Consider the following 25,844-nt stretch of genomic DNA (forward strand, 5'->3'; position numbering starts at 1 on the left):
CGCCTGCAATGTACCATTGGGCAAATATTGCAACAACGATGCCGGGCTTCTCGGCTCGGGCTTCCCGGATCGACAGGTGCGGTCCCGATCTTTCCCAGCGGAAGGGTGTAGACGGTTCGGCCCAATTTGCGTTCCCGTCGTACCTCTGCAGAATCCATGCTCAAGACCGCAATCAAGGCGCTTCTCGGCTCTCGCCACAGGCGTGAAGCCAAGAAGCTCCAACCCCTCATCGACGAGATCAACGAGTTCGCCGAAGAGTATGCCTCGCTCGCCGACGAGCAGCTCCGCGCGAAAACGGACGAGTTCAAGCAGCACGTCGAGAGCGCGACCGCCGAACTGAAGGTCGAGATCGAAGAGCTGCGCGAGCAAAAACGCCACTCCAAGGACGCCTCCGACCGCGAGCTGCTGTCCCTTCAGATCGGCGAGCTCGAGGCGGAGCTGCTCGAGACCACCGAGGACACGCTGGCGGAGATACTGCCGGAGGCCTTCGCGGTCGTGAAGGACGCCTGCCGCCGCCTCCTCGGGCAGGAGATCGTCGTCACGGGCCAGAAGATGACGTGGGACATGGTTCCGTACGATGTGCAGCTCATCGGCGCCATCGCGTTGCACCGCGGCAAGGTCGAGGAGATGGCGACGGGTGAGGGAAAGACCCTGGTGGCCACGATGCCCTTGTACCTCAACGCTCTGGCCGGACGGGGCGCACACCTGGTCACCGTGAACACCTACCTGGCGCAGCGTGACGCCGAGTGGATGGGCACGGTCTATGAGTTCCTCGGGCTCACCGTCGACGTCATCGACCTGCACGACCCCGGTTCGCCCGAGCGCCAGGCGGCGTACAGCGCGGACATCACGTACGGCACGAACAACGAGTTCGGCTTCGACTACCTGCGCGACAACATGGTGCACCAGCTCGAGCAGCGGGTGCAGCGTGAGTATGCGTACGCGATCATCGATGAAGTGGACTCGATTCTGATCGACGAGGCCCGGACGCCGCTCATTATCTCAGGCCCAGTGGGAAGCGATACGTCGACTCCGTTCAAGCACTACAACTCGCTTGTCGGCAGCCTCTACAAGAAGCAGCTGCGCGTCGCGAACGAGATGGTGAGCGAGGCCGAGAAGCACCTGGCGGACGACGAGCAGTTCGAGGCGGGCGAAAAGCTGCTCGCTGTGAAGCGTGGTGCACCGAAGCACCGCAGGTTCATGAAGCTGTTGGCCGACGACCCGTCGCTGTCGACGCTCGTGAACAAGGTCGAGGCCGACTACATGCGGGAGAAGCGCCTGCATGAAATCGACGAGATGCTCTACTTCGCGATGGACGAGAAGGGGCACAACGTGCACCTGTCCGACCGCGGACTCGACGAGTTGTCACCGAATGATCCCGAGGCGTTCACGGTGCCCGATCTCTCCGCCGAGATGGGCGAGGTCGAGAAAAGCGAGACGCTCTCGATCGAACAGAAGCGGGAGAGGATGCAGGAGCTCGAGGCGGAGTATGCGGCCAAGAGCCAGAAGATCCACGTCATCCACCAGCTCCTGAAGGCGTACACGCTCTTCCACAGGGATGAGAAGTACATCATCGGCGAGAGCGGCGAGGTCGTCATCGTCGACGAGTTCACGGGTCGTCAGATGGCGGGGCGGCGGTGGAGCGACGGGCTTCATCAGGCGGTGGAAGCGAAGGAGGGAGTCGAGATCCATGGCGAGACGCAGACGCTCGCCACGATCACCATCCAGAACTACTTCCGCATGTACGACAAGCTCGCCGGCATGACGGGTACCGCGGAGACCGAGGAGACCGAGTTCCACCAGATCTACAAGCTGGACGTGCTCGTAATCCCCACCAACCAGCCCGTTGTCCGAGACGATCGCAACGACCTCATCTTCCGCACGAAGCGTGAGAAGTACAACGCGATCATGGACGAGATCGAACGGGTCCACAAGTTGGAGCTGCCGGTCCTCGTGGGCACGACGAACGTGGACGTTTCGGAGACGCTCTCGCGCATGCTCAAGAGGCGCGGAGTCCCGCACCAGGTGCTCAACGCGAAGCACCACAAGTCCGAGTCCGAGATCGTTCGGGATGCGGGCCAGCCCGGCGCGGTTACGATCGCGACCAACATGGCCGGGAGGGGCACCGACATCAAGCTCGGCAAGGGGGTTACGGAGGCACGGACACTCGGTTGGCTGAAGGAACGGGGGATCGAGCTGGACGATGTGTGGCCGAGCGACCCCGTGCGCGCCGAGAAGCTCCAGGTGAACGACGACGACGACGTGCTCGAGGCCGGCGGGCTGCAGATCATCGGATCGGAGCGCCACGACTCCCGGCGGATTGATCGCCAGCTACGCGGTCGCTCCGGTCGTCAGGGCGACCCTGGGGCGTCGCAGTTCTACCTGTCGCTCGAGGACGACCTCATGCGGCTGTTCGGCTCCGAGCGCATCGCCAACGTCATGGATCGCTGGGGAGCCGAGGAGGGCGAGGTGATTACGCACGGCCTCGTCACGAAGTCGATCGAGCGCGCGCAGAGAAAGGTCGAGATCAACAACTTCGAGGCACGCAAGCGCCTGCTGGACTATGACGACGTCATGAACCAGCAGCGCGAGGTCATCTACGACATGCGCCTGTTCGCCCTGGAGGGGGGAGAGGATCTCAAGGGCGAGATCTGGGATATGATCGAGCACGCGGCCGAGGACGTGATCGACGAGTTCGCGCCCGCCGACGGGAACGAGGAGAGCTGGGACCTCGCGGGACTCAGGCGCCGGCTCCTGCTCGACTTCTTCGTCATGGTGGCCCAGCTCCCGGAGGTGAACGACCCCGAGCACGAGATCGAGCGTCACGAGATCGAGGCGTGGGTGATCGAGGGTCTACGCGACGCGTTCCACAGGAAGCTGGACAGCCTCGGCGAGCACCAGGAGCAAATGACGAACTTCATCATGCTCTCGGTGATCGACGAGAAGTGGAAGGATCACCTCTACGACCTCGATCACCTGAAGGCGTCCATCGGGTTCCGTGGCTGGGGTCAGAAGGACCCCCTCGTCGAGTACAAGAAAGAGGCCTACGACATGTTCGTGGACCTCATGACCGATTTGAGAAAAACGGTCGGCAGCTTCTTCTTCCGAGCGCAGTTCGGCCCGCCGCAACCGCGCAGGCGGGTGCCGCAGCGGCTGGCGTACTCGGGTCCCTCGGAGGGCGCGGCGGGTGGTGGGCTGGGGGAGCAGGCGGCTCAGGCAGGCCAGCGGCAGGCGGTGGCGGTGGGCGGTGGGCGAGACGAGTTGGGGATGTCAGCCCGGGCGAGTGGCGTGGCGACCGGGGTGGCACGGGCGGCGGGAGGGCCAGATCCGCGACAGCTGTCGACCAACCGGGGTGAGCGGCCGGAGCGCAAGCCGGTGTCGGTGCAGAAGGAGCCGGGGCGGAATGATCCGTGTCCGTGCGGGAGCGGGAAGAAGTACAAGAAGTGTCACGGGCGCTGATCTCGGCACTCGGCTCCTGGTCATCGCGGGATCTCCGGCAACAGCTATCGGAATCACCGATGACGCATCATCTTAAGGCGTTCGGCGCTTCAGCCGGTCCCCCAGCCCCAACCACGACTTCATGGACCCCACATCGCTAGTCGATCTGGTTGGAAAAGGCGGTCTCAGGTTCGCTAGACGTCACAGGCGGCTCGTGGCATCGGTCGTCTTCGGGGCCGTCGCGGCTGGGTCGCTCACGCTGGCGTACCTCGCGCGTTTCGAGTTCGAGTCAGCTGCGTTCGTTGGATGGGGCTTCGGCCAGGCTCTGGTTCTGCTCATCTTCATTCGCCTGGGCGTCAACTATTTCTTCCGCCTCGGCATCAGTCGCTGGAGGTTTGCGGGCACTCACGACTTTGTCCGGTTGCTGGGCGCGACCACGGTGGGCTCGGGGCTGTTCTTGGCTTTGACCTGGGGCTTCGCGTGGCTGCCTTCGGTGCCTCGATCCGTGATCCTCCTCGAGTGGGTTTTTAGCGCTTATGCGACAGGCGGCGTGTGGGTGATGTACCGCCTTGTATACGAATTCTTCCTGGTCCGACAGGCTACGGACCGGCGGCGCGTGCTTGTCGTCGGAGCCGGTGAGGCGGGGCAGTTGTTGGTGCACCAAATGCTCCGCTCGCGCATGGGATACGTGCCGGTCGCCATCGTCGACGACGACCCGTTCAAATGGCGTACCCTCGTGCACGGTATCGAGGTAGTGGGGGCCACCAAGGACATCGGTGCGATCGCCAGGGCGTGCGCGGCGGACGAGATCGTGATAGGGATTCCCAGCGCTGGCACCGAGGATCTCCGTCGGATCGTGGAGAGCTGCGAGTCGGTGAGCCTACCTATGAAGATCCTTCCGGGGATCGACGAGGTGCTGCGTGGTCAGGCCTCGCTGAATCAGATCCGAGAGATCCAGGTCGAGGACCTCTTGGGAAGGGACCCAGTTCGACTGGAGCTGCCCGAGCTCGCTCAGGCCATGGACGGTACCACTGTGTTGGTCACGGGAGCGGCGGGGTCGATCGGCTCTGAGCTCGCTCGGCAGATCGCCGTCAACTCACCCCGGTGCTTGGTCCTATACGACCAGGCCGAGACCCCTCTGTACTTCCTCGAGCTGGAGCTCAGAGAGCTCGCCCCCCGAGTCGACATCGTACCCGTGGTCGCGAGCATCACTGATGCCGATGCGTTCGAGCGTGTGATCGACCGGTACCATCCCAAGATGGTGTTCCACGCGGCGGCCTATAAGCACGTGCCGATGATGGAGCACAACCCCCGCTCCGCTGCGCGGACGAACGTCGTCGGGACCCATATCGTCGGCAGTTTGGCGGCTGCGGGCGGTGCCCAGACGGTGGTCTTGGTCAGCACGGACAAGTCGGTCGCTCCGTCGAACATCATGGGTGCGACCAAACAAGTGGCCGAACGGGTGATTCTGAGCCTGCAAGCGAGATATCCCGACACCGCGTTCGGCGCTGTACGCTTCGGGAACGTGCTCGGCAGCAACGGAAGCGTGATCCCGCTGTTCCGGAAGCAGTTGGAGCGAGGCGAGCCGCTCACCGTGACACATGAGGACGCGACGCGCTACTTCATGACCATCCCCGAGGCCGCTCAGCTGATCCTGAAGGCTTCGCTTCTGCGGTCCTTCCAGGGCCATGTAGCCATGCTCGACATGGGGGAGCCCGTGCGGATCCTCGATCTCGCTCGCGACCTGATCCGACTCTCCGGTCAGCCCTTCCGCCTGGGGAAGAATGTCATCGTGACAGGCTTGAGGCCCGGGGAGAAGATCCACGAGGAGCTGTCGGCTCCGGACGAGACGGTTCACGAGACCGAGGAGCGCAAGGTGTTCCTCGTAGAGACACCAGCCGGCTTCTCCGATTTGCCGTACGAGTTGGAGACGGCGCTCGAGTCAGCGAACCTCACGGGCGTTCTCGACTTTCTGACGGCGGAGTTCCCCGACGTCGTATGCCCAAGTGAGGGTCTAACTGTCGCTGAGCCCGGGACGCTTGATCCCGTTGAACTCGCGCACGAGGCTAGCGGATAAGCGTGGGGCTCCACACCAGATAGACGTCCGCCCAGGCGTTCCACTCTCGCACGAACACGCGGCTCCCCCCGTGAAGGAGGCGCAGGAAGTCCCGGTTCTTTCTCCGGCTGATGGCCATTTCGACAGCTATGGTGACGGGCCCCAACGCCCGGTCTACACCCAGACGCCCTCCGGCCCTGACGCCTAGAGTCCATTCCAGGTCGTGACCACGAAAGCCATGGTCGAAGGCGTGGACACGGAAATAAGTATCGTCGTCGCGGCGCGCCCTCTCGGCGAAGAAGCCGAAGGTGTGGCCCGCGCGCAGCCAGTCCACGGCCAGGTACTGGGCGTTCGAGCCGGGGCCGATCCAGGTACCGAGCAGTTGTCCCCGATGGGTGTGGCCATGCCCTGTTCGGGGTGGCGCGTACGTCGTCGGGTCCGGTGTCGGCGCGTCAGGCTGCGGGAGCTCCATGGCTTGCTTCACGAGCTCACCCGACATCCTCCACCGACCGCCTGAGGACGTAGTGTCGGTTCGCGCGAAGCCCAACACGTAGATCAGACTCAGGCGGGTGTCGGACACGCCGGGCACAGGGTTCAGGAAGCCTTCCCCCCGGCCGATCTCGGCGTACGCCTCGAAACCCTCCTCGGGGAAGCCGAACCGGACAGTGAACGTCCCCATCGGGGTTCCCCTCCTCGCCGGGTCCTCGCCATCCGGATCTCCGGTGAGGAGTTGGCCCAACTGACGCAGCTTCAACTCTCCGTCCGGAAGCGGTTCGTGGCGGACGACGGAATAGGCCAACTCGAGACCGGGGACGAAGTCGATCCTCCACGCGAGCTGAAACGCCCCGAGAAGCGTCCGGTTGTTTCCTGGGTCCGCATCGTACCAGGGTGATTCCCGCAGCAGGCCCCACAACAACCGGCCGGTGAAGCCGCCGAGTGCAGTCGCCGCCGGGCGGCTGTTCTCCGCGTAAGCGTGAGGGAAGCCCCCCGACGTTCCGCTGAAGAGCAGCGGGTATCTCCGGGCGGGACCCCACCAGAGTGTTTCGTTGGACACGCCAACCGACAGCGGCCCGGCGCCGACTTCGAGAAAGCTGTTGCCGAGATCGAGCTCGAGGCTGCTTCCGCTGCCGGGGCGCATGAAGCGGTCGAGACCACGGTTCCCCCACGGATAGGAGAACCTGGAGAACCCCGGCGTCGTCGTATCGGGCAGCGAAAAAGCCAGGTTCTGCGCCCAAGCGATCTCGGGCTCCACGGAGAGGATGAGTCTGCCGCGCTGAACGCGGAATCCTCCGGACACGGCCGAAGACAGGCCTCGTCCGGCCCAATGCACGCCGTTGTTCCGATCGGCTGGGTATGCGCTCCGATACGATCCCGTGCTCCGCCACGGCAGGAGACCCCACCCGGCGCTCGTGTCGACTTTTGGGCTCGGCGGCAAGGGAAGCCGGCGTAGGTCCAGGCAGCTCCGGCTTGCGCGTGCCGAGGAGAGCCTCACCCCGAGCGGGCAGATGTCTCCGGTACCCTGGGCAGCCGACGGGTCGAAGGCGCCCTGCGCCAAGAGGAGGACCACGAGCGCGAAGAAGCGGGCTTGGGCTGACATGCGGGAAGGCTATCACCTCTGGACGGGTGCGCGTAGGGTGGTTCACTTGTCCCGCCATGAATCACGCCGGGCAGAGCCTCCGATCCGCCGTACCCTTGTTGGGTCTGCTCCTGGTCGCCTGCGACGTGACCGAGCCGGTGGTGGACTTCGACGAGCTGGAGTGGGTCGCCGTGTCGGCGGGGCGTGAGCACACCTGTGCCCTGACCGCGGAGGCTCGCCTCGCGTGCTGGGGTGCCAACGATCGGGGTCAGTTGGGAACGGACGACTCGGCGGATCGTGCCGATGCTACCTTCGTCCGGACTGCCGTCCGCTTCCGGGCGGTTTCGTCCGGCGGGCGCCATACCTGCGCCATCGACGTGCAACGCGCACTCTGGTGCTGGGGAGCCAACGACCTGGGCCAACTAGGCGACGGAACGTCGCAGGACCGTCGTACGCCGGTTCTGGTAAACATCCAGGGACCGTTCACTGACGTAAGCGCGGGGGGCGAGCATACCTGCGCGGTCCGGGTCGCCGCCGAGGGTCTGTGCTGGGGGGCGAATCAGGCCGGGCAGGTCGGGAGCGGTGTGGACTCTCAGGGGGGGCTTCCGCCCAGCCCCATCCGCGGCGCGTTGACCTTTGCCGCCGTTTCAGCCGGTGGTACACACTCCTGCGGTGTGGCGAACGGAGGTGGTGGCTTTTGCTGGGGGGGGAACCAGACCGGAAGCCTGGGGACCGGCACGCTGATCGACAGCTCCTCGCCTGTGATCGTGTCCGGCGAAAGACTGTTTGTGGTCCTTCGGGCGGGGGACACGCACTCATGCGGCGTGGACGACCAAGCGCGCGGGTGGTGTTGGGGGAACAACCAATTCGGGCAGGTCGTGAGCACTCCCGTGCGGATCGAGGGGAGTCCGGTCTCCCGTTCGGACGCCTCGTTTCGCGACATCGGAGTGGGCGAGCACTGGACCTGCGCCCTACTCGCTCGAGGAGATGTACGATGTTGGGGAGTGCGCTGGGATCGGACCGCGGCGGACGGAAGCCACCCGGTGTCTCGAGACGGGTGGGCGCCCGAAATCGGGTCGGCGAGCACTCCCGTCGCTCTTTCCGTCGGTGCTCGACACGCTTGCATCGTTTCCGAGGCGACGCGAGTCTTTTGCTGGGGCAGATAATCTGTGCGCAACAACCGCTTTCGACTTTTTTTTTGGAGATTGAGGGTTTGCCCTTGATGCGACTGGTACTAACTTGCGGGGCGCCATCCCAATAGGATGCCGACCAGTGGCAACCCCTTCCTTGTCCTCACGTAGCCATGAGCGCTGACCAAGAGCGGCTTCGCGTCCGGGATCGGGCTGCCGTCGCTGAAGAGCGAGTCGACCAGGTACCGCCATCGCGGAACGGCCAACGGCCCAACGCGAAGCTGAGCATCGGGGAACTGGGAGAACGGGTGCTACGGGGGCAGGGTGTGAGCAACGGCGTAGCGCCGAGGCATGCCGCCGCGACCAACGGTGTGGGGCCGGAGCATGCTTCGACCAACGGCGCGAGGCTGGGGCGTACCTTAGTTGCGCATGACGTGGATTGGGATTCCTGCCTTCCGGATCGCAGTTCCGGTCTGGCGTGGCGAGCGGGCCAGCGCGTCAAGCGGGTGCTCGACGCCGTTCTGGCCTTTGGCATGGTCCTGGCCCTTCTTCCGCTCTTCATCGTCGTGGCTCTCATGGTGAGGCTCACGTCCCGGGGCCCGTCCCTCTACGTGTGTGAGTACGTGGGGCGGCGTGGGCGCCGCTTCATCGGCTACAAGTTCCGCACGATGGTGGCCGACGCGGAGGCCAAGAAGGCGGCGCTCCTTCATCTCAACCACATGAAGGGTCCGGCCTTCAAGATCCGGCGCGATCCTCGGATCACTCCCTTGGGGCGAATCCTTCGCAAGTTCTCCATCGATGAGCTCCCCCAGCTCTGGAACGTGGTGAAAGGGGACATGAGCCTTGTCGGCCCTCGCCCACCCCTGCCCGAGGAGTGGCTCGAGTTCAAGGACTGGCAGCGGGCCAAGTTGGCGGTGGTCCCGGGCATCACCTGCTTCTGGCAGGTCAACGGGCGAAGTGACATCGTGGACTTCGACGAGTGGGCTCGCCTGGACTTGGAGTACATCGAGCGGTGGAGTCTCTGGGAGGACTCCAAGCTTCTCGTCCGGACCATCCCCGCCGTGCTCAAGGGCTACGGCGCCTACTGACGCTTTGGCCCCGCCCTGGGGCGCCCGTGTCCCGCCGATGATGACAACGCCGATCCGCCCGTATCTGCTCTCTCTCATGCTGGTTGCCGCTCCGGTGGGCCTGCCGGCCCAAGCCCAGGACACGGCGGCCGATCCTCCGGTTCTGCCCGGTGACGTCGTCAGCCTCGAGGTCTGGCGGGAGGAGGATCTGACAGGGGAGTTCCTCGTGGACCAGCACTTCCTCGTCACGCTACCCTTGATCGGGGAGTTGGACGTCCGCGGGGAGACGGAGTTGTCCTTGCGGGAAAGGGTGCGGGTGCTCATGCAAGTGGAGCTCATCAACCCCTCCATCGGGGTCCACGTGCTCAAGCGTGTCCGTGTATTGGGGGCCGTGATCGAACCTGGCATCTTCCTCGTCGATGCCACCATGAGCGTGGCTGATGCCCTGGCGTCGGCGGGCGGACGCACCCCGACCGCACAACATGGCGCGGTGATCCTCAGGCGGGGCGGCGAGCTCATCGAGATCGATGTCTTCGAGGACACCCGTCTGTCGGACTTGGCTGTGCGGACCGGGGACGAGCTCCTGGTTCCGGAGAAAGGGTGGCTGGAACGCAATCTCGGTCCGGTGGTCACGGGGCTGACCGCGACTGCGGCTCTCATCTTCGCGGTATTGGCGAGGTGAGCGTGGATTCCGGGCCACCGGGCTCGGCCCTCAGGCTCGCGAAGGCACTGCGTCGCCGTTGGCTCCTCGTGCTCGGCGCGCCGACCGCTACCACTCTGCTGGCGTTGCTCTTCATCTTTCTGGTGCGGCCGGTTTTCGAGGCGGGGGTGAGCATCCGCTTTCTCGAGGACCAGACCCCGCTCGGCGGTGCGCTGGCTTCGGCGGTCGGGCAGGGGGGCGGAGGGCTGTCCCTGCTGGCCAGCCTCGCGGGGCGCGCCGTGCCTACGCAGACGGAGGTCGCAGTGATGGGGAGCCGCGCGCTTGCGCGGGTCGTCATGAATGAGTTGGGGCTCCGGCTCGAGCTCCGCACCCCTTCCAGGGTTCGTCGCGGGGCGGTATTTCAGGAGGTCACCATTTCCGACGAGGCTGTCGAAGGGAAGTTCACCCTGGAGCGCGTGGCGGACGGTCAGTTCAGGGTCACGGGGCGGATCGTGGTGGATCGAAACGTCTTCCGGCCCATCCTGAACGAACGCAAGACCGAGGTGGACCTGGGCTCTGCCCGGGTGGGAGAGCCCCTTCCGATCGAGGGAGCCAGGATCGTCCTGGCGCCCGAAGCCGCCACCCTGAGGCGGATTCGCTTCCGCATTCACCCGATGCAGGATGCTCTCGACGATTTCCAGAAACGGGTCTCCGTCGACCGGCCGAGGCGCGACGCCGATGTCGTGAGCATTCACGTGCGCTGGACCGATCCCGAGGTCGCTGCCCGCGCTGCCGACCTGATGGCCATTCGCTTCATGGAGCGGCGTGAGGCGTTCCTGTCACGCGAATTCGGACGCACCGCGGCATTCCTCTCCTCCGAGTTGGACAGTTTGCAAGAGGAGCTCGTAGTCGCGGAGGAGGCGCTACGGGTGTACAGGGAGGCGGAGGGCATCGTGGAGCCGGAGGCGCAAGCCAGGGTTGCGGTGGAACAACTTGCCGATCTCCAGGGGCGCAGAGACCTCATCGCGGCGGAGCGGCAGGCGCTGCTGACGCTCTTGGATGAAGTCCGTGCGATTCCGGTCGATGTCGCCGAGGAATCAAGCTTTCGCCGGCTCGTCTACTTTCCCACGCTCCTGGCCACCACCGCTACCGCCGAGCTCCTCTCACTCTTGGGGGAGATCGAGAACGAGAGGGCCGTGCTTCTGGATCGGCGAACGCCCGATGCCCGCGAAATTCGCGTTCTCAGCGACCGGGTGATCGAGCTCGAGAACCAGCTGCGCACCGTGGCGGAGACGTTCGTGGACGGCCTCGGCAACCAGGTCGTAGCACTCGACCAGCTCATCACCGACTTCCGAGGTGAGCTCGAGAGGGTACCGGCGGTGGAGATGGAGTACCTGCGCCGCCGGCGGCAGGTGGAGGTGCTGACCGAGCTGTACCTGTTCATGCAGTTGCGGCAGAAGGAGGCCGAGATCACCGCGGCCGGAGAGAGCGGTGGCGCTCGGATCGTGGATGCCGCCGAGGTCCCGATAGAGCCGGTACTGCCCCAGCCGATGCTGACGCTGATCATATCGGTCATCGTCGGGGTGGGCATCGGGGTCGGGGGCGCTGTGGCACTCGAGCATTCGGCGTCGGTGCTCGGCGAGGCTCCGCCGGAGGTCGCCGCCTAAGCGCTGTGGCAGCCCCAGCCCGCATTCCTCCGGACCTCTCGACCCGCAGCCTAGCCCGCAACACCGGCTACAACGTCCTGGGGCAAGGCCTGCCACTCCTTGTCGCGCTAGCGGCCGTGCCTCTGCTGCTGCGAGGCTTGGGGGAGATACGATTCGGTATCCTGGGGCTGGTGTGGGTCTTCCTCACGGTGTTCAGCGACTTCGGCTTCCATCGCGCCGGGACCCGGTTCCTGGCTCGGTCGCTGGGCGCAGGCGCTCCCGAGGAGCTGAACAGGATCGCCTGGATCACCGTCGGAGCTCAAATGGCTTTGGGCGTGGCCCTGGCGCTCCTGATGGCGGCGAGCTCGGGAATCCTGGTCGAATCCGTGCTGCAAGTGGCTCCCGGGGCACGCGAGGAGGCCAGAGCCGCGTTCCTGCTGCTTGCGGCCGCAACGCCGATCCTTACCGTCGGAGCGGCCTTCCGCGGCTTCCTGGAGGCCGCCCAGCGCTTCGCTGTGCTGAACCTGATCCGTGCCACCGCGAGCACCCTGACCTACCTGCTCCCCGCCGGCGCCGTTCTGCTCGGGTGGGGCGTCGTTCCCATCGTGCTCCTATTAGTGGGTGTACGGGCGCTCCTCCTGGTGGGATTCTGGGTTGCCGCGCGGGACCTCTTGGTAGCTGGCCCGGAGGATCGTGGCTCAGAGCATCCGAGCTTGCGGGCCCGCGAGATCCTCTCGTTCGGGGGCTGGACGACCGTCTCGACCGTGGTGTCCCCGGTCCTTGTTTACCTCGATCGCTTCCTTCTCGGCGCGCTGGTGAGCGTAGCGGCTGTGGGGCTCTATACCGCGCCCTTCGAGCTGGTGGTTCGGGTTCTCCTGGTTCCGGGCAGCATTGCCGCGATCCTGTTTCCGGCTGTGAGCTCGGTCCAAGCTCAGGGAAAGGGGCTCATTGCGGCGTCGTTGGCACGGAAAGCGGGCATCGCCATCCTGGCGGTCGTAGGGCCTTTCGCTGTGGTGCTCCTGATCTTCGCGGGTCCTATTCTGCGCACGTGGCTCGGTCCCCAGGCGACACCAGAGATCGTGCTTGCGCTACAGATTCTCGCGCCCGGAGTCTTGGCGAATTCGTTGGCGTTCGTGCCGTTCTCGGTCCTGCAGGGACTGGGTAGGGCCGACGTGACGGGAAAGCTGCACCTGCTCGAGCTCCCTGTGCACATTGCCGTCGCCTGGTTCTGCATCAGCCGATGGAGCATCGTCGGTGCGGCGGGCGCCTGGAGCTTCCGGACCGTTCTGGATGCGGGTCTGCTTTTCTTCGCCGCCCGTGGATTGAGCGCGAGGAGCGCTCCTTGAGCCCTTTGAGCCCCTTGAGCCCCCTTGTAGCCCTGTGAGCCCTGTGAGCCCCGACCTTTCGGTGATCCTCGTGACCTGGAACGTCCGGGAGCTTGTGCTCACGTGCATCCAGCGTGTACTCGAGCGCAAGGGCGAGCTCGAGGTCGAGGTGATCCTGGTGGACAACGGCTCTTCCGATGGGACCCTCCAGGCGGTTGCAGAGAGCTTCCCGCTCGTGCGGATCGTTCAGAATCATGAGAACCTGGGTTTCCCGCGGGCGAATAACCTGGCTCTGGTCGAGGCCCGCGGCCGCCACGTCCTCTTTCTGAATCCCGACACGGAGGTCGGCGACGGCACGCTGGAGGCCTGCGTCCGAGAGTTGGACGCGGATCCCTCCCTTGGCGCCGTCGGGTGCCGAGTTCTGCTTCCGGACGGACGAGTCCAGGTCGAATCCGCCCGACGACACTATCGACTTCTGGATCTCGTTTGGGAGGCTTTCTACCTCCATGTATTCTTCCCCCACAGTCGCGTGTTCGCGCACCAGGTGATGGGGGATTGGGACCACGAGGGCGATCGCGACGTAGAGGCGCTCATGGGTGCCTTCATCATGGTCCGCGGCGAGGCGGTATTGGATGTGGGCGGGATGCCCGACGAAGTGTTCATGTACCATGAGGATCTGGCGCTGTGCCTCCGTCTCGAGAAACGGGGTTGGAAAATCCGCTACCTCGGCGGCGTGACGACCTTGCATCACCACCGGGCGTCGACAGCACGGTCGTCTTCACCGCTGGAGCTGCTGGAAGGAGAGGTCCGAGTCCGACTGATACGGGAGCGCTCTGGCCTTGTGGCCGGCCTGGCGGCGCGACTCCTATTCGGCTTCAGGGCCGCCCTGCGGCTCTTCATCGCGCTGGCGGCGTGGCCCTTTGCGTCGCTAAGGGACCGGTTTCCCCAGGTCACGAACGTGCGGAAGCAGGCCGCGCTGCTCGTGTGGACCGTTTGGCCGGCGTTCGTGCGCAGACGCCTACGGGCCTCCGGAATTCCCGAAGATCTGCGACCTGGACTTCTGGTAGTCGCTCCAACCCCGCCCCCTGTTCACGGCGTCTCGGTCTTCACGAAGATGCTGCTCTCTTCCATCGAGCTGCGCACGCGATTTCGGGTCCACCATGTGGAGTTGGCTGACCGCCGCTCTGCGCGGCACCTGGCCGAAGTCCTGGTCGTTGCCTGGACTCGGCGACCCGCGCTCTGCTACCTCTCCCTTTCCCAGAACGCCCTGGCGTTCCAGAGGGACGCCCTGCTCATCGCCGCCGCTCGGAGTTCCGGGGCGAGGGTCGTGACGTTCACTCGGGAGCGCTCTGTGGAGCGCGTGATGCAAGAGCTCGACGATGCCCTCACCTGATGAGGTGATACAGGCGCCCCGGGTCGTCTCCCATAGCGAGCAGCGACCTTCGCGGGCGATCTGGGCCGGTGTGGTGCTGCTCGTAGTGGTTTCCGCAGTGGGAACCTCGTGGGACCCGTGGCTGACCCTTGGTCTGCTCATCGGCTGCGTGCTGTTTGGACTGACGGTGACGTGGCCCCTCGGGGTCATTGCCGCCATGCTGGCCATCGGCCCTCTGGACCTGTCGTTCCTCACGGGTGGCTTCAAGACCATGTTCGAGCAGTTGGGTGGCCTGGACATGAACGGCATCCGCTTGATCTTCGTGAGCGCCGGGCTCGGGCTGGTGGTCATCACCGACCGCCGCTATTGGGGGCGTCTGGCTTCCCCGCCGGTCCGCTGGTACCTGCTCTTCTTGGCCTTTGCCGCGACCACCATCCCAGCTTCCGAGGACCCGCTCGAGGGCCTACGGCTGCTTCTCAAACTCGCCTGGCCCCTCCTGATCTTCCTCGTGGTGGCGGCACCGGGCCGGACCCACAAACAGATCGATCGCATGGTGGATTGGCTGCTCATCGGGGCCACAGTGCTCATTGTCATCAACCCGCTGTTCATCCTGCTGGGGGACGTGTTCGTCGAGGACTCGGGTGAGGTACGCCTCATGGGCGCGGGGACTCACCAGAACCCGTTCTCGTTCGCAATGCTCGTGGCGGTGCTCGTATCTCTGGTGCGCTTCGCCTCTCGCGGGCAGATGCGCTACCTCGTCGTAGCCGCCGGAGCGACGATTTGGATCGCGCTGACCCTGACCCGCATCACGTTCCTCGCGGGTGCGGTGTCATTGGGGGCGGTGGCGCTATACTCGGCAGTGGTTCGCAGGAACTACCGGGCGGCCGCTATCGGCGCGGGGGCGGTGTTGGTCCTGACTCTGATGCTCGCTCCCGTGCTCCTGGAGCGCACGTTCGGCGTGGCTCCTTCGCTCGCAGAGCTGCTCGAGCTATTTCAGGACCCGATCCGGCTATACCAGACCATCAACTGGTCCGGTCGTGAGTTGTTCTGGGGGGTTCTGGTCCTGGCGTGGATGGCCAGCCCCTGGCTGGGTTTGGGGTTGGGATCATCTACGGCGGTGCTGAGATCTGTCTTTCCTGAGGACATGGGCCTCGTGGCGCACAACGAGTACATCCGCCTGGGCACCGACACGGGCTTCCTGGGCATCGCCCTCTTCGCGGTGGCCATGCTGGCGTGGCTGCGCGTGGCGGTTGCTGCAGGGCTGAGAGCCGACCCTCGCGTGCAGGAAGTGACTCTCCCGGCGCTCGCCATCCTGATGGCATGGGGCGTGATCTCACTCACGGACAACGCGTTCGACTACTACGGACCCCTCACCCAGTTCGCGGGCTTCTTCGTGGCAGCGAGCCTGGTGTCAGGGTCTTGGTCAGAGGTATCCCCTGGACGTCCGCACTGATGGACCTTCTCTTCCAACGATGAGCCAGGAGACTCGCTCCAGGGCCCGGCGGCAAGGGATTCACCTGGGTTTGGCGGTCGTTTCGCTGTCGCTTTTCGCTCTCGGCTGCGAAGAAGGCGTGGTCTATCCGGGCGGAGAGATCGTCGCGGATTTCTTCATTCTACCCGACCATGTAAGAGTGGCGGTCACCGGCGCCTTCCAGCTTCAGGCCAACGCGCGGAACGCCGGAGGGATTACGCTGCCGGTTGACGACGTGGTGTGGACGTCTCCCGACACCTCAGTAGCATCGGTAGACGCTCTTGGGCTACTGACGGCCCATATGGAAGGCCAGACGGTGATCACCGCTACGCTCGGCAGCGGAACGGCGACCGTCCCGGTGACCGTGGACCCGCCGCCCCCGGCGTCTTGGGCTCAACACGTGTGCGCGTGGGTTGCCAACGGCTCCGTGTATTGCTGGGGCCGGGGAGTTAGCGGTGAGCTCGGTACCGGCGACCGGATCGGTTCTCCGGTTCCGAAGTTGGTTCCGTTGCCTGGCGGACTGGCGGCCGTATCGACGGGGGCTGGACACTCGTGTGGTCTCAAGGACACCGGCGAGTTGTGGTGCTGGGGCCGCGGGGCTGAGGGGCAACGGGGTGACGGAACCACAAACTCTGCTCTCTCTCCAGTCCAGGTTGTCAGTGGGTCCCACTTCGTGAAGGTTGTGGCAGGGGGTCGTCACACGTGCGGCTTGACTGTCGAGCGTCGCGTGCGGTGCTGGGGGTGGAACCACTTCGGGCAGTTGGGGAACGGCACGACCGTCGGCCTACGCCAACCCGTGCGCATCGAGTCGGAGCAGCGTTTCAAGGACGTGTCGACCGGCGCTCGTCATACCTGTGCGGTGGCTGATGATGGCATCGTGTGGTGTTGGGGTGCGAACGATCGAGGGCAGTTGGGCGATGGGTCGACGACGGACTCGCCACTCCCCGTAGAGGTCGCGACGGGGCACCGATTCGTGAGTGTCTCGGCCGGAGCTGCCCACACCTGCGCCCTCGATGAGCTGGATCGGGCGCAATGCTGGGGGGCCAACCAGCATGCCCAGCTCGGGCTGGGCACCCTCACCGATCGACGACGTCCGGCGCCCGTATCCTCGGGGATCCGGTATGAGGCGATCTCCGCAGGCCTGTATCAGACATGTGGACTCGAGCTCGGTGGTCGCCTCTACTGCTGGGGAGAAGGCGCGTCAGGGCAGTTGGGCGATGGGGCCAACATGCTCCATGGGGACCCACAGCTCATTGGCGAGAGCCACTACCAGAGCGTGTTCGCCGGTGCGTCGTTCTCTTGTGCCGTGGAGCGGACTACCCTCCAGGCGTATTGCTGGGGCACTGGGATCTTCGGCCAGCTGGGTCAGGGCCTCGTCCAATCCGTCAACGTGCCATCAGCCGTGAGTGGGTTTCAGTTCTTCCAGATCGGACGCTGAGGCACCAGCGATGAGCTTGCGAGTCATCCCGATCAGCTCTACCGGGTGATCGCCGCTTCCAGGGCCTCAAGGAACCGCGCCTTTGTGAACGTGCGGAGAAAGTGGGCGCGTCCCGACTCGCTGAATGCCTGCATGTGGGAGCTCGTGATCAGCCGTTCGATCGCATCGGCCACGGCATCGGAGCGTCCCGGCTCCACCAGGAAACCACTGACGCCATCCTGAACGATGCTCGGGATGGCGCGCCAAGCGGTGGCTACGACCGGCACGCCGAGGGCGATCGCCTCGGTCACCGCAAGCGGCTGCGTCTCGGAGCCGAAAAAGGACGGAAAGCAGAACAGCGTCGAGTTGGCGAGCGCCTCGAATTTGTCTCGTCCGAACATCAGACCGGCCAACACGACCCGGTCCCGGAGGCCAAACAGCTCAATCTTCGTTTTCAGATCGGCGACTTCTCGCTCGTTTCCCTCACCGATCAGGATCGCCTCGATGTCAATGCCGCGGTCGAGGAGCATCTTGACGGCGTCGACAATGACGAAGACCCCTTTTCCTTCCGTAATCGCGCCGATGTAGCAAAGCCTGACCTTGTCACGCGGGGGGGTCCAGCGGCAGCCATGCACGGCCACAGGATCTTCGATCCCATTCGGAACGATCCGTACCTCGAGAGCGTTGATTACCGACGGGTCGTCCGGGGTCAACCCTTCCGCCAACCGAATCGCCACGTCCGGCCGGTCGTAGACCCAAAGCCCGAGACGGCGCAGCAACCCGCCGTGGTCGAGGGCGTACTGCGGACCGCCGGTGGCGTGGTAATGAAACACGGTGCGGCTCGTCTTGGCACGAAGGATCGGCAAGATGAGGATGTCTTTCATGACGCCGAAACGGCTCGGTCCGGAAGGGCAATAATAAAGGATGTCGTGAGCGCGACCGAACAGCAGCGGAAGGACGCGGAACAACAGGATTTTCAAAAGGCCGAGGACCTTGCCGGCGCCCATGACCCCGGAGTCGCCCAGGTTCGATTGCAGCTGGATGTCGATGACGTCGACGTCGTGCGTCAGCGCGAGGTGCTCGGTCGCCTCCTGAAAGAGCAAGGCTTGACCGCCGACCGGAGGCGGCAACATGCCGACGGCGAGGATTCGGGCCACGCTCAGGTGGCCTTGCTCGTCCAGCCAGCCGTTGCCTCTCGGGCCCAAGCGGTCGTTTCGGCCATGGCAGCGTCCAGATCGACGCGGGTCCGGGTCAGCCTCAGCGTCCGTTCCAGTGGAATTGGAAAGCTGGACGTCAACTCCCGCGCCTGCATCGGATTGATCGGGAAAGCGATGCCCGAGCGTCCCGCGAGCCCGCCGAGCACGCCGAGTGCCCGGATGAGTCGCGTGGGCACGTGCGTGATCTTGCTGCCGGGGATATTGTGAGCCGCGACGTTACCGAACTCGCGCAGCGGCATCCATGGGTCCGATAGATAGTACACCCGCCCCGCGGTTTCGCGGGGATCGGCATCCGCCAACTCCGCCGCCTGGCCGCAGACCGTCGACGCGTGCCCATAGTGCCGGTGGATCGAGCGGTCCGAGGACAGCAGCATCTGCCCTTTGGCGATCCGGTAGAGTAGGCCGTTTGCGAAGCGGTTGCTGCCGGCTCCCCACACATAGGTTGGCCGCACCACTAGCCACCTGTCCGCCGGCAGCGTGGCGCGGATGTGTCGTTCCGACTCGACCTTTGACGCGCCGTAGGCCTCCACCGGCGCGTAGTCGTCGTCGCCCGCCGGTAGCTCGTCCTCCTTGCGATGCACGAAGCAGGTCGAGAAGAAAATCAGCCTCTCGACGTCATGGGTCTTCACCATCGCGCAGATGTGGCTGGTCATGGTGAGGTTGATGCGGTAGTCCTCCGCCATGCCACCGGTCTCGGCGTTCGAAGCGAGGTCGAAAATCCGGACGATGCGGTGGTCGATGAAGAGACTCTTGACCGCCGCCTCATCTGCCAAATTCAATGCCAATTCAACGACCTGTGGGGGATAATCGCTAGCCGGATCGACCGGCTTGACGTCGACCGCCACAATGGTTTGCTGCGTCGTTCGCAGCAGCTGACGTACCATATACGGCCCAATGAACCCACGCGCGCCAGTCACCAAGATCGTCCCGCCAGCATCGACCATAACGGACCTTACAGTTGTTGAGCGCTTTGCTCGACCACGCGCCCTGGACGTTTCCACTCCGGCCCCTTTTCTTACGGCAATGGGCATGAATACTCACTCCGGGGGCACGCGACCAGGGACTTCCCTAGGGATGGCGGTCTTTCTCTTGTCGCTGTTGGTTGTCGGCTGCGAAGAGGGAGTGGTCTATCCGGGCGGGGAGACTGTCGCCGTTTTTTCGATCCTCCCGGACTCTGTGGGCATTGCGGTCACCGGCGTATTCCAACTGCGAGCCGAGGCGCGGAACGCCGAGGGGATCGCCCTGCCGGTTGAAGGGGTCGTGTGGTCTTCAGCCGACACTCTCGCGTCGGTAGATGCGCTGGGACTCCTGACGGCGCACTCAGAAGGCCAGACGGTGATCACCGCCACGCTTGGTAGCCACAGCGCAACCGTCCCGGTCACGGTGGATCCCCCTGCGCCGGCAGCTTGGTCTGAACACGTCTGTGCCTGGGCTGCCACCGGCTCCGCGTACTGTTGGGGAAGGGGAGTCAGCGGTGAGCTCGGGACCGGCGACCGGGCTGGCTCGGCGGTGCCGAGGCAGATTCCCTCTCCAGGCGGGCTCACCACCGTATCGACGGGCGTGGGACACTCCTGCGGCCTGAAGGGTTCCGGCGACATCTGGTGTTGGGGCCGGGGAGCCGAGGGGCAACTAGGCGATGGAACCGCACTCTCTTCGCTCTCCCCGATCTTCGTCGCGGGCGGCTTTCACTTCCGGAAGGTCGCGGCCGGGGGGCGCCACACCTGTGGCTTGACCGTCGACGGTCGGGTCCGCTGCTGGGGTTGGAATGAGTTCGGGCAGTTGGGCGATGGCACCACCGTAGGTCTACGGCAACCGGTGCTCATCGAGTCGGAGCAGCGTTTCAAGGACGTTTCGGCTGGCGGTCGTCATTCTTGTGCGGTGGCCGAAGATGGCATCGTATGGTGTTGGGGTGCGAACGACCGAGGGCAGTTGGGCGATGGATCGACGACGGACTCGCGGCTGCCGGTACGCATCGCCACGGGGGCTCGGTTCCTCAGCGTGTCGGCCGGGGCCGGTCACACTTGCGCAATCGATGAGGGCCAGCGCGCACGCTGCTGGGGCGCAAACGAGCATGCTCAGCTCGGGATCGGCAAAGTCACCGATCACTTGGTCCCCACCTCCGTAGCCTTCAGGATACGGTACGGGTCGATCTCCGCCGGCCTGTACCACACGTGTGCACTGGCGTCGAATGGCCGACTGTACTGCTGGGGAGAAGGCGCGTCAGGGCAATTGGGCAACGGCGCCAACGTGCTACAGGGGGTCCCACAACTCATTGGCGATAACTTGTACTATAGTGTGTTCGCCGGCGCCTCGACCTCGTGTGCGGTGGAGCGGGTCAGCCTGCTAGCGTTCTGCTGGGGAACAAGTTCCTTCGGCCAGTTGGGGCAGGGCCTGGTGCAGTCCGTCGACGTACCATCAGCCGTGAGTGGGTTTCAATTTGTCCAGATCGGACGCTGAGGCAGCCGCGATGAGCGTGGGTGGGACCAAGAGAATTCGAACTAGAACTGCCCTGGGACTGTCAGGTGTGCTGCTCCTGGCGTTGGCGTGCGACGACGAGGGCGTCGAGCCCGACGTCCCCCTCGACCCGATCACAGTCCAGTTGGTCTTCCCGGACCTGAGGGCGGAGGCGACGGCCTTCGGGGCCGTCACCCTTCCAGCGATCCGGGAAACGTTCCAGACGGACTCCTTCCAGGTGGCGTTCTGGGACGGGAGTGGCCAGGTCTTCGTTCCAGACCCCGAGGACCGGGTCGAGATCACTGTCGGGGGGGGGCTCGAGCTGATTTCCGCGGGGAATTCTTTCTTCGTCCTTCGAGGAGTCTCCGCAGCCCAATCTTCGGTTCAAGTCTCGGTTGTGGCGCCCTCGCGGAGCCGCTTCGAGGCGGCCGCATTCCCGATGGTGGTACACGCGCTGCCGACATCTGTCTTGCTTGTCGCTGGCAACGATACCCTGACGGCAACGGGTTCGGCGGCCGATGGGGCCTTCCACCTCGACACGGATGACGTGTTGACGTTGGACGTGAGCCTCAGGGATTCGACCGACCAGGCGCTCGCGCCCCTCGAGAGCGAGACGTTGGCGGTGGAGGTGGTCCAGGGCGGCGGGGCCGTCCTACTGACTTCGGATGGTGAATCGTGGAGCATAGCTGGAGGGTTGGTGGGGACCGACTCCATTCGTGTGCGCCTCACGGCTGGTGAGCTCGAGGTGGCGACCTTCGCGCCGGTCCCGGTGGAGGTTGTGGAGGCGCCGTGTTCCGGACCCACGCTGGACGGCATCTGCCTTCGCGAGATGGCGTCGGACTTCCGGTTTCCGACACATCTGACTTCACCTCCGGGCGACGACCGGCTCATGGTGGCACGGAAGATAGGAGTCATCGACATCATCCACCCAGACCAGTCCACGAGCCGCTTCGTGGACCTGATCGACCTGGTCAAGCAGGGTGACGAGCAGGGCCTACTCGGGCTGGCCTTCCACCCCGACTATGCCAGCAACGGCACCTTCTTCGTCTCCTACACGTCGCTCGACGGAAACACGCAGATCGACCGCATGACGGTGAGCTCCGACCCCGACCTTGCCGATCTCGCGTCGCGGGAGCCCGTTCTGACGGTGACCCACGATCCCGAGTTCGGAGGGCACCACAATGCGGGGCAGATCGTCTTCGGGCCGGACGGCTACCTGTGGATCACCGTCGGGGACGGTGAATCGCCCCAGACGGACCTCGTCGCCACGAACACGGGAGACTTCAGGGGGAGCATACTGCGTATCCGTGTAAACGGGGCGCCCCTCGCGGCCGCGTACACCGTCCCCTTGGACAACCCATTCGCCAATGGGCCAGCTACGTCACGCCCCGAGGTCTACATGTACGGCCTCCGAAACCCGTGGCGCATCTCCTTCGATGCGGGACCCGACCTCCTGTACATCTCCGACGTAGGTGAGAACCGGCGCGAGGAGCTGAACGTCGTGTCCCGGACTGCCGCGGGATCCAACTTCGGTTGGAATGTGCTCGAGGGCAGCTACTGTCGGCGCACCGACTGCACTGCGGTGTTGGACACCACCGTGCTTCCTGTCTTGGAATACGACCACGACGTGGGGGCGGCCATCATAGGCGGATATGTCTATACGGGTGAGCGGGCTCCCACGCTCAGCGGGCGATTCGTCTTCGCGGACTTCGAGGGGTTCATCCGAAGCGTGAGCGTCGTGGGAGGCGTGGCGGGGGACGTTCAGGAGCACTTCCCTCTGGGGTCGCTGTTCAAGGACTCGGACAACCCCGGGTGGATCCACGCCTTCGGCGTGGATCGGAATGGTGAGTTGTATGTTCTTCTCTTCGGGGGGCGGATCTTCCGATTCGAAGCCGCGACGCCTACGAACGACTGAAGCGCTTGCCTACTCTCGCGGCGATACTTCTCCACACGAACCGCGGGTTGTGGCGCGCGTATCTCCAGAAGAGCCTCCGCGGCTCCAGCACGAGGCGGAAAAGCCATTCGAGGCCGAGGCGGCGAAGCAGAATCGGCGCCTGGGGCTTCACGCCCGAAAGAACGTCGAAGACAGCTCCCACTCCGAGCATGACGGCCGGGGTATTTGCCCGATTCGCGGCCATCCACTGCTCCTGCTTGGGGCATCCCAAGCCTACGAACAAGATCTGCACAAGCGAGCGATTGATCTCCTCGATTTGTTCCTCCACTTCGCTCTCGCTTTGCGTCTGGAACGGGGGACTGTAGGCGTAAGCGATGCGAACCCTCGGCCAGCGCGACTGTACCACCTCGAGTAGCTGCTCCAACACCTCCGGATGCCCGCCGTAGAAGCCTACAGTGAGCCCCCGTTCTTGTGCGAGCCCGAGCACGGCCTGGGTAAGATCCATGCCGGCGATCCGTTCGGTTCCCCGGTAGCCGTCCGCGCGTAGCGACCAGGCCAACGGCATGCCGTCGGGGAGCACGGCCTCTGCTTGGTCGAGGATGTCGAAGAACGAGGGGTCGTCCAACGCCTCCATGATCATGTGGACGGGCGCGAGACAGACGTACCCACCGCGGCCGGAGGAGACACATGCTTCGATCCCGGCTACGGCCGTCCCAAGATCACGGTGAGTGATGGGCACTCCCAGAACGTGGGCGGGGTTACGGCTCATAGGCGTGTACCGCTTTGAGTCATCGAGCAGGCTCCTTCTGGACGGTGCGTCGCCTCAAAGTTAGGCCTTCATGGGCGCCAACGAGTATCCCACACTGCACACTGGCGGGGGTAGGATCGCGAGACTCAACGGCCGGACTCGTTCCGTGTGGCGTTTTTGGGACGGAAACGGCCAGGTCTTCGTGCCGGGTCCCGAAGAACAGGTCGAGATCAACGTCGGGGACGGGCTCGAGCTGATACCCGTAAGCGATTCCGCTTTTGTGCTTCAGGGAGCGTATGGGGCCGAATCTTCGGTACAGGTGTCCGTGGTGTCTGCGACGCGGACCCTCTTCGAGGCTCGTGCTCGATTTTGTCGTGGGCCTGCGCGATGCATCGGACCGCGAACTCCCGCTCCTGGGAGGAGAGAGTCTCGCGTTCGATTTTCTCGGCGACGGTGAGATGGCGTCGGGGTTCCGGACTCCGGCGCACCTCACGTCGCCTCCAGGCGACGACCGGCTCATGGTGGTACGGACGGTAGGCGTCATCGAGATCATCCACCTCGATGGCTCCACAGGCCGCTTCCTGGACATGGTGGAGCTGGTCAAGCAGGATGACGAGCAGGGCCTATTGGGGCTGGCCTTCCACCCCGACTATGCCGATCTCGCGTCACGGGAGCCGGTTCTGACGGTGCCGCACGACCCCGAGTTCGGAGGGCACCACAATGGCGGGCAGATCCTCTTCGGGCCCGACGGCTACCTCTGGATCGCGGTGGGGGATGGCGAAGCCCCTCAGGAGGCCCACATCGCCCAGGACACGGGGGACCTGAGAGGCAGCATATTGCGTATACGCGTAAACGGGATGCCCCTCCCGGCTGGATACACCGTCCCCCTCGACAACCCGTTCTCCAATGGGCCAGCTACGTCGCGCCCCGAGGTCTACATGTACGGTCTCCGGAATCCGTGGCGCATCGCCTTCGACGTCGGACCCGACCTCCTGTACATCGCCGACGTGGGTGAGAATCGGCGCGAGGAGTTGAACGTCGTCCCTCGCACCGCCGCCGGAACCAACTTCGGGTGGGACGTGCTCGAGGGCAGCTACTGCCGACGCACCGACTGCACGGTGGTCATGGATACCACCGTGCTTCCCGTCATGGAGTACGACCACGACGTGGGGGCGGCCATCATAGGCGGATACGTCTACAGGGGTGTACGGGCCCCCACGCTCAGTGGGCGATTCATCTTCGCGGACTTCGAGGGCTTCATCCGAAGCGTGAAGGTCGAGGGAGGTGTGGCGGGGGACGTTCAGGAGCACTTCCCCCGAGGGTCGCTGTTCCAGGACTCGGACAATCCCGGGTGGATCACTGCTTTCGGCGAAGATCGGAATGGTGAGTTGTACGCTCTCCTCTGGGGAGGGAGGGTCTTCCGATTCGAAGCCGCACCCCCGCCGGGTGCGCCTTGAAGTCACTTCATGCGATGACGGATTCACAGCAGATACTCCGCAGGCTCCGCTCGGCTCGTGTCGACTCGCAGCTCGGCACGCGCCTTTCGGGAGGAGCCCGGATGAACCTGACGTCGATCGCCCGTCGTTTCCTATTCTATCGTGCCCCCGTCGAGTCGGAAACTGCGTCGACGATAGAGCCGGCGATGATGTCGTGAGCCCGTTCGTTGGGATGCCTGTCGACGATCCGGGGCGGTTCTCCCCGCCAATGTGCGTACGATCGGTCGTATGTGGCCCTGTCACGCACAGGTAGCGCTTCGAGGAGGGCTTGATGAGCATCGACGATGACGGCCGATGCCGGCAGCAGATGCCTGGGAATGGGGACCGGCTCTGGTCCGCCCCCAAGAACCACGATCACGAGCGAGGCATCGACGCTGTCCGCTAACCTCGCCATCTCCGAAAAGACGTGCCTAACCATACCGTCTCGATTGCTCGTCGGTTGGGGGATGAAGCCTATGGCACGCCCCGCATAGTAGTACAGCATATGGTAGTCGTCGTGCAGAAACAGGGGCAGCCCCACACGCCAGGCGAACGATAGGAAGTCGATAGCGCTCCTCGGCGAATGGCGATAACCGCCCACCGGCAGATCGAAGACCAGGCTGCCAAACGCCGGTCCGTGGAGCTCGATCCCCTCGTCCCCGTAGAAGTACGGAACCGGAATCAGGCCGAAGTAGCTCGGTGCGAACGGCTGGGTGGCGCGGTCGACCAGCCAAGTCGAGTATTGCACGATGAGCAGATCTGGCTCGACTCGCGGAAGTAAGTCTCGCGCGGCGAGCAGCATCTGTGTCAGCCCATAGCTTGACACGCCTGCGTTCTTCACCGCGCCGTCAAGCCTCTCCGCAACCAGGGCGGGGTAAGTGTCCTCGGCCCGGACGGCGTCGCCGTAGGTGAACGAGC

The 25,844-nt window shown here is 64.7% G+C and carries 18 protein-coding genes; 13 read left to right on the plus strand and 5 right to left on the minus strand.

From position 1 onward, the window contains the following. Nucleotides 1-156: 156 nt before the first annotated feature. Both secA and IIB36_03580 read left to right on the plus strand, forming a co-directional pair. Nucleotides 157-3,459 carry a preprotein translocase subunit SecA gene (gene secA, locus IIB36_03575; protein ID MCH7530825.1) on the plus strand — a complete coding sequence of 1,101 codons (3,303 nt, stop codon included), beginning with the start codon at nt 157-159 and terminating at the stop codon, nt 3,457-3,459. Between the two features lie 193 nt (nt 3,460-3,652). Then, a complete protein-coding gene (locus tag IIB36_03580) occupies nt 3,653-5,515 on the plus strand; it encodes a polysaccharide biosynthesis protein (protein ID MCH7530826.1) in 1,863 nt (620 codons plus the stop codon). Here the strand turns inward: IIB36_03580 and IIB36_03585 are convergent. Further along, entirely contained in the window at nt 5,505-7,091 is a 1,587-nt protein-coding gene (locus IIB36_03585) for a hypothetical protein (GenBank protein MCH7530827.1), read from the minus strand. The genes IIB36_03580 and IIB36_03585 overlap by 11 nt on opposite strands. Nucleotides 7,092-7,189: 98 nt before the next feature. On the opposite strand from IIB36_03585, the gene IIB36_03590 reads away from it, so the two are divergent. The 8 genes from IIB36_03590 to IIB36_03625 all read left to right on the plus strand — a co-directional run bounded on the left by IIB36_03590 (nt 7,190) and on the right by IIB36_03625 (nt 17,159). Then, the gene (locus tag IIB36_03590; GenBank protein ID MCH7530828.1) at nt 7,190-8,236 is read left to right on the plus strand and encodes a hypothetical protein; all 1,047 of its coding nucleotides are present in this window, start codon (nt 7,190-7,192) and stop codon (nt 8,234-8,236) included. 137 nt (nt 8,237-8,373) lie between these two features. Then, nucleotides 8,374-9,288, plus strand: coding sequence for a sugar transferase (locus tag IIB36_03595; protein MCH7530829.1), 915 nt, complete (start codon nt 8,374-8,376; stop codon nt 9,286-9,288). Between the two features lie 37 nt (nt 9,289-9,325). Continuing rightward, complete coding sequence (locus IIB36_03600; GenBank protein ID MCH7530830.1) at nt 9,326-9,949, plus strand: polysaccharide biosynthesis/export family protein; 624 nt, start codon at nt 9,326-9,328, stop codon at nt 9,947-9,949. A gap of 2 nt (nt 9,950-9,951) precedes the next feature. Beyond that, a complete protein-coding gene (locus tag IIB36_03605; GenBank protein MCH7530831.1) occupies nt 9,952-11,574 on the plus strand; it encodes a hypothetical protein in 1,623 nt (540 codons plus the stop codon). Between the two features lie 5 nt (nt 11,575-11,579). Next, complete coding sequence (locus IIB36_03610; protein ID MCH7530832.1) at nt 11,580-12,899, plus strand: flippase; 1,320 nt, start codon at nt 11,580-11,582, stop codon at nt 12,897-12,899. 43 nt (nt 12,900-12,942) lie between these two features. Continuing rightward, complete coding sequence (locus IIB36_03615; protein ID MCH7530833.1) at nt 12,943-14,271, plus strand: glycosyltransferase family 2 protein; 1,329 nt, start codon at nt 12,943-12,945, stop codon at nt 14,269-14,271. Continuing rightward, nucleotides 14,258-15,703, plus strand: a complete 1,446-nt coding sequence (locus tag IIB36_03620) for a hypothetical protein (GenBank protein MCH7530834.1) — start codon at nt 14,258-14,260, stop codon at nt 15,701-15,703. The genes IIB36_03615 and IIB36_03620 overlap by 14 nt, the downstream gene beginning before the upstream one ends. A 19-nt stretch (nt 15,704-15,722) precedes the next feature. After that, nucleotides 15,723-17,159, plus strand: a complete 1,437-nt coding sequence (locus IIB36_03625; GenBank protein ID MCH7530835.1) for an Ig-like domain-containing protein — start codon at nt 15,723-15,725, stop codon at nt 17,157-17,159. A 38-nt stretch (nt 17,160-17,197) separates the two neighbouring features. Here the strand turns inward: IIB36_03625 and IIB36_03630 are convergent, their stop codons facing one another. Both IIB36_03630 and IIB36_03635 read right to left on the minus strand, forming a co-directional pair. Then, entirely contained in the window at nt 17,198-18,145 is a 948-nt protein-coding gene (locus tag IIB36_03630) for a glycosyltransferase family 4 protein (GenBank protein ID MCH7530836.1), read from the minus strand. A 152-nt stretch (nt 18,146-18,297) separates the two neighbouring features. Further along, nucleotides 18,298-19,272: an NAD-dependent epimerase/dehydratase family protein gene (locus IIB36_03635; protein MCH7530837.1), complete on the minus strand. Its 975-nt coding sequence runs from the start codon at nt 19,270-19,272 to the stop codon at nt 18,298-18,300. Nucleotides 19,273-19,429: 157 nt separating this feature from the next. Between IIB36_03635 and IIB36_03640 the strand changes: the two genes are divergently transcribed. Both IIB36_03640 and IIB36_03645 read left to right on the plus strand, forming a co-directional pair. Further along, nucleotides 19,430-20,812: an Ig-like domain-containing protein gene (locus IIB36_03640; protein MCH7530838.1), complete on the plus strand. Its 1,383-nt coding sequence runs from the start codon at nt 19,430-19,432 to the stop codon at nt 20,810-20,812. Between the two features lie 67 nt (nt 20,813-20,879). Beyond that, nucleotides 20,880-22,724: a PQQ-dependent sugar dehydrogenase gene (locus tag IIB36_03645; protein MCH7530839.1), complete on the plus strand. Its 1,845-nt coding sequence runs from the start codon at nt 20,880-20,882 to the stop codon at nt 22,722-22,724. Here IIB36_03645 and IIB36_03650 read toward each other — a convergent pair. Further along, nucleotides 22,711-23,472 carry a WecB/TagA/CpsF family glycosyltransferase gene (locus IIB36_03650; GenBank protein ID MCH7530840.1) on the minus strand — a complete coding sequence of 254 codons (762 nt, stop codon included), beginning with the start codon at nt 23,470-23,472 and terminating at the stop codon, nt 22,711-22,713. The genes IIB36_03645 and IIB36_03650 overlap by 14 nt on opposite strands. A 338-nt stretch (nt 23,473-23,810) precedes the next feature. On the opposite strand from IIB36_03650, the gene IIB36_03655 reads away from it, so the two are divergent. Continuing rightward, nucleotides 23,811-24,908, plus strand: coding sequence for a PQQ-dependent sugar dehydrogenase (locus tag IIB36_03655; GenBank protein MCH7530841.1), 1,098 nt, complete (start codon nt 23,811-23,813; stop codon nt 24,906-24,908). Between the two features lie 136 nt (nt 24,909-25,044). Here IIB36_03655 and IIB36_03660 read toward each other — a convergent pair whose 3' ends face one another. Continuing rightward, on the minus strand, nt 25,045-25,752 hold the full coding sequence (locus IIB36_03660; protein MCH7530842.1) for a hypothetical protein: 708 nt from the start codon (nt 25,750-25,752) through the stop codon (nt 25,045-25,047). Nucleotides 25,753-25,844 lie beyond the last annotated feature (92 nt).

The organism is Gemmatimonadota bacterium, assembly GCA_022560615.1.
Lineage (GTDB): Bacteria > Gemmatimonadota > Gemmatimonadetes > Longimicrobiales > Gaopeijiaceae > UBA1138.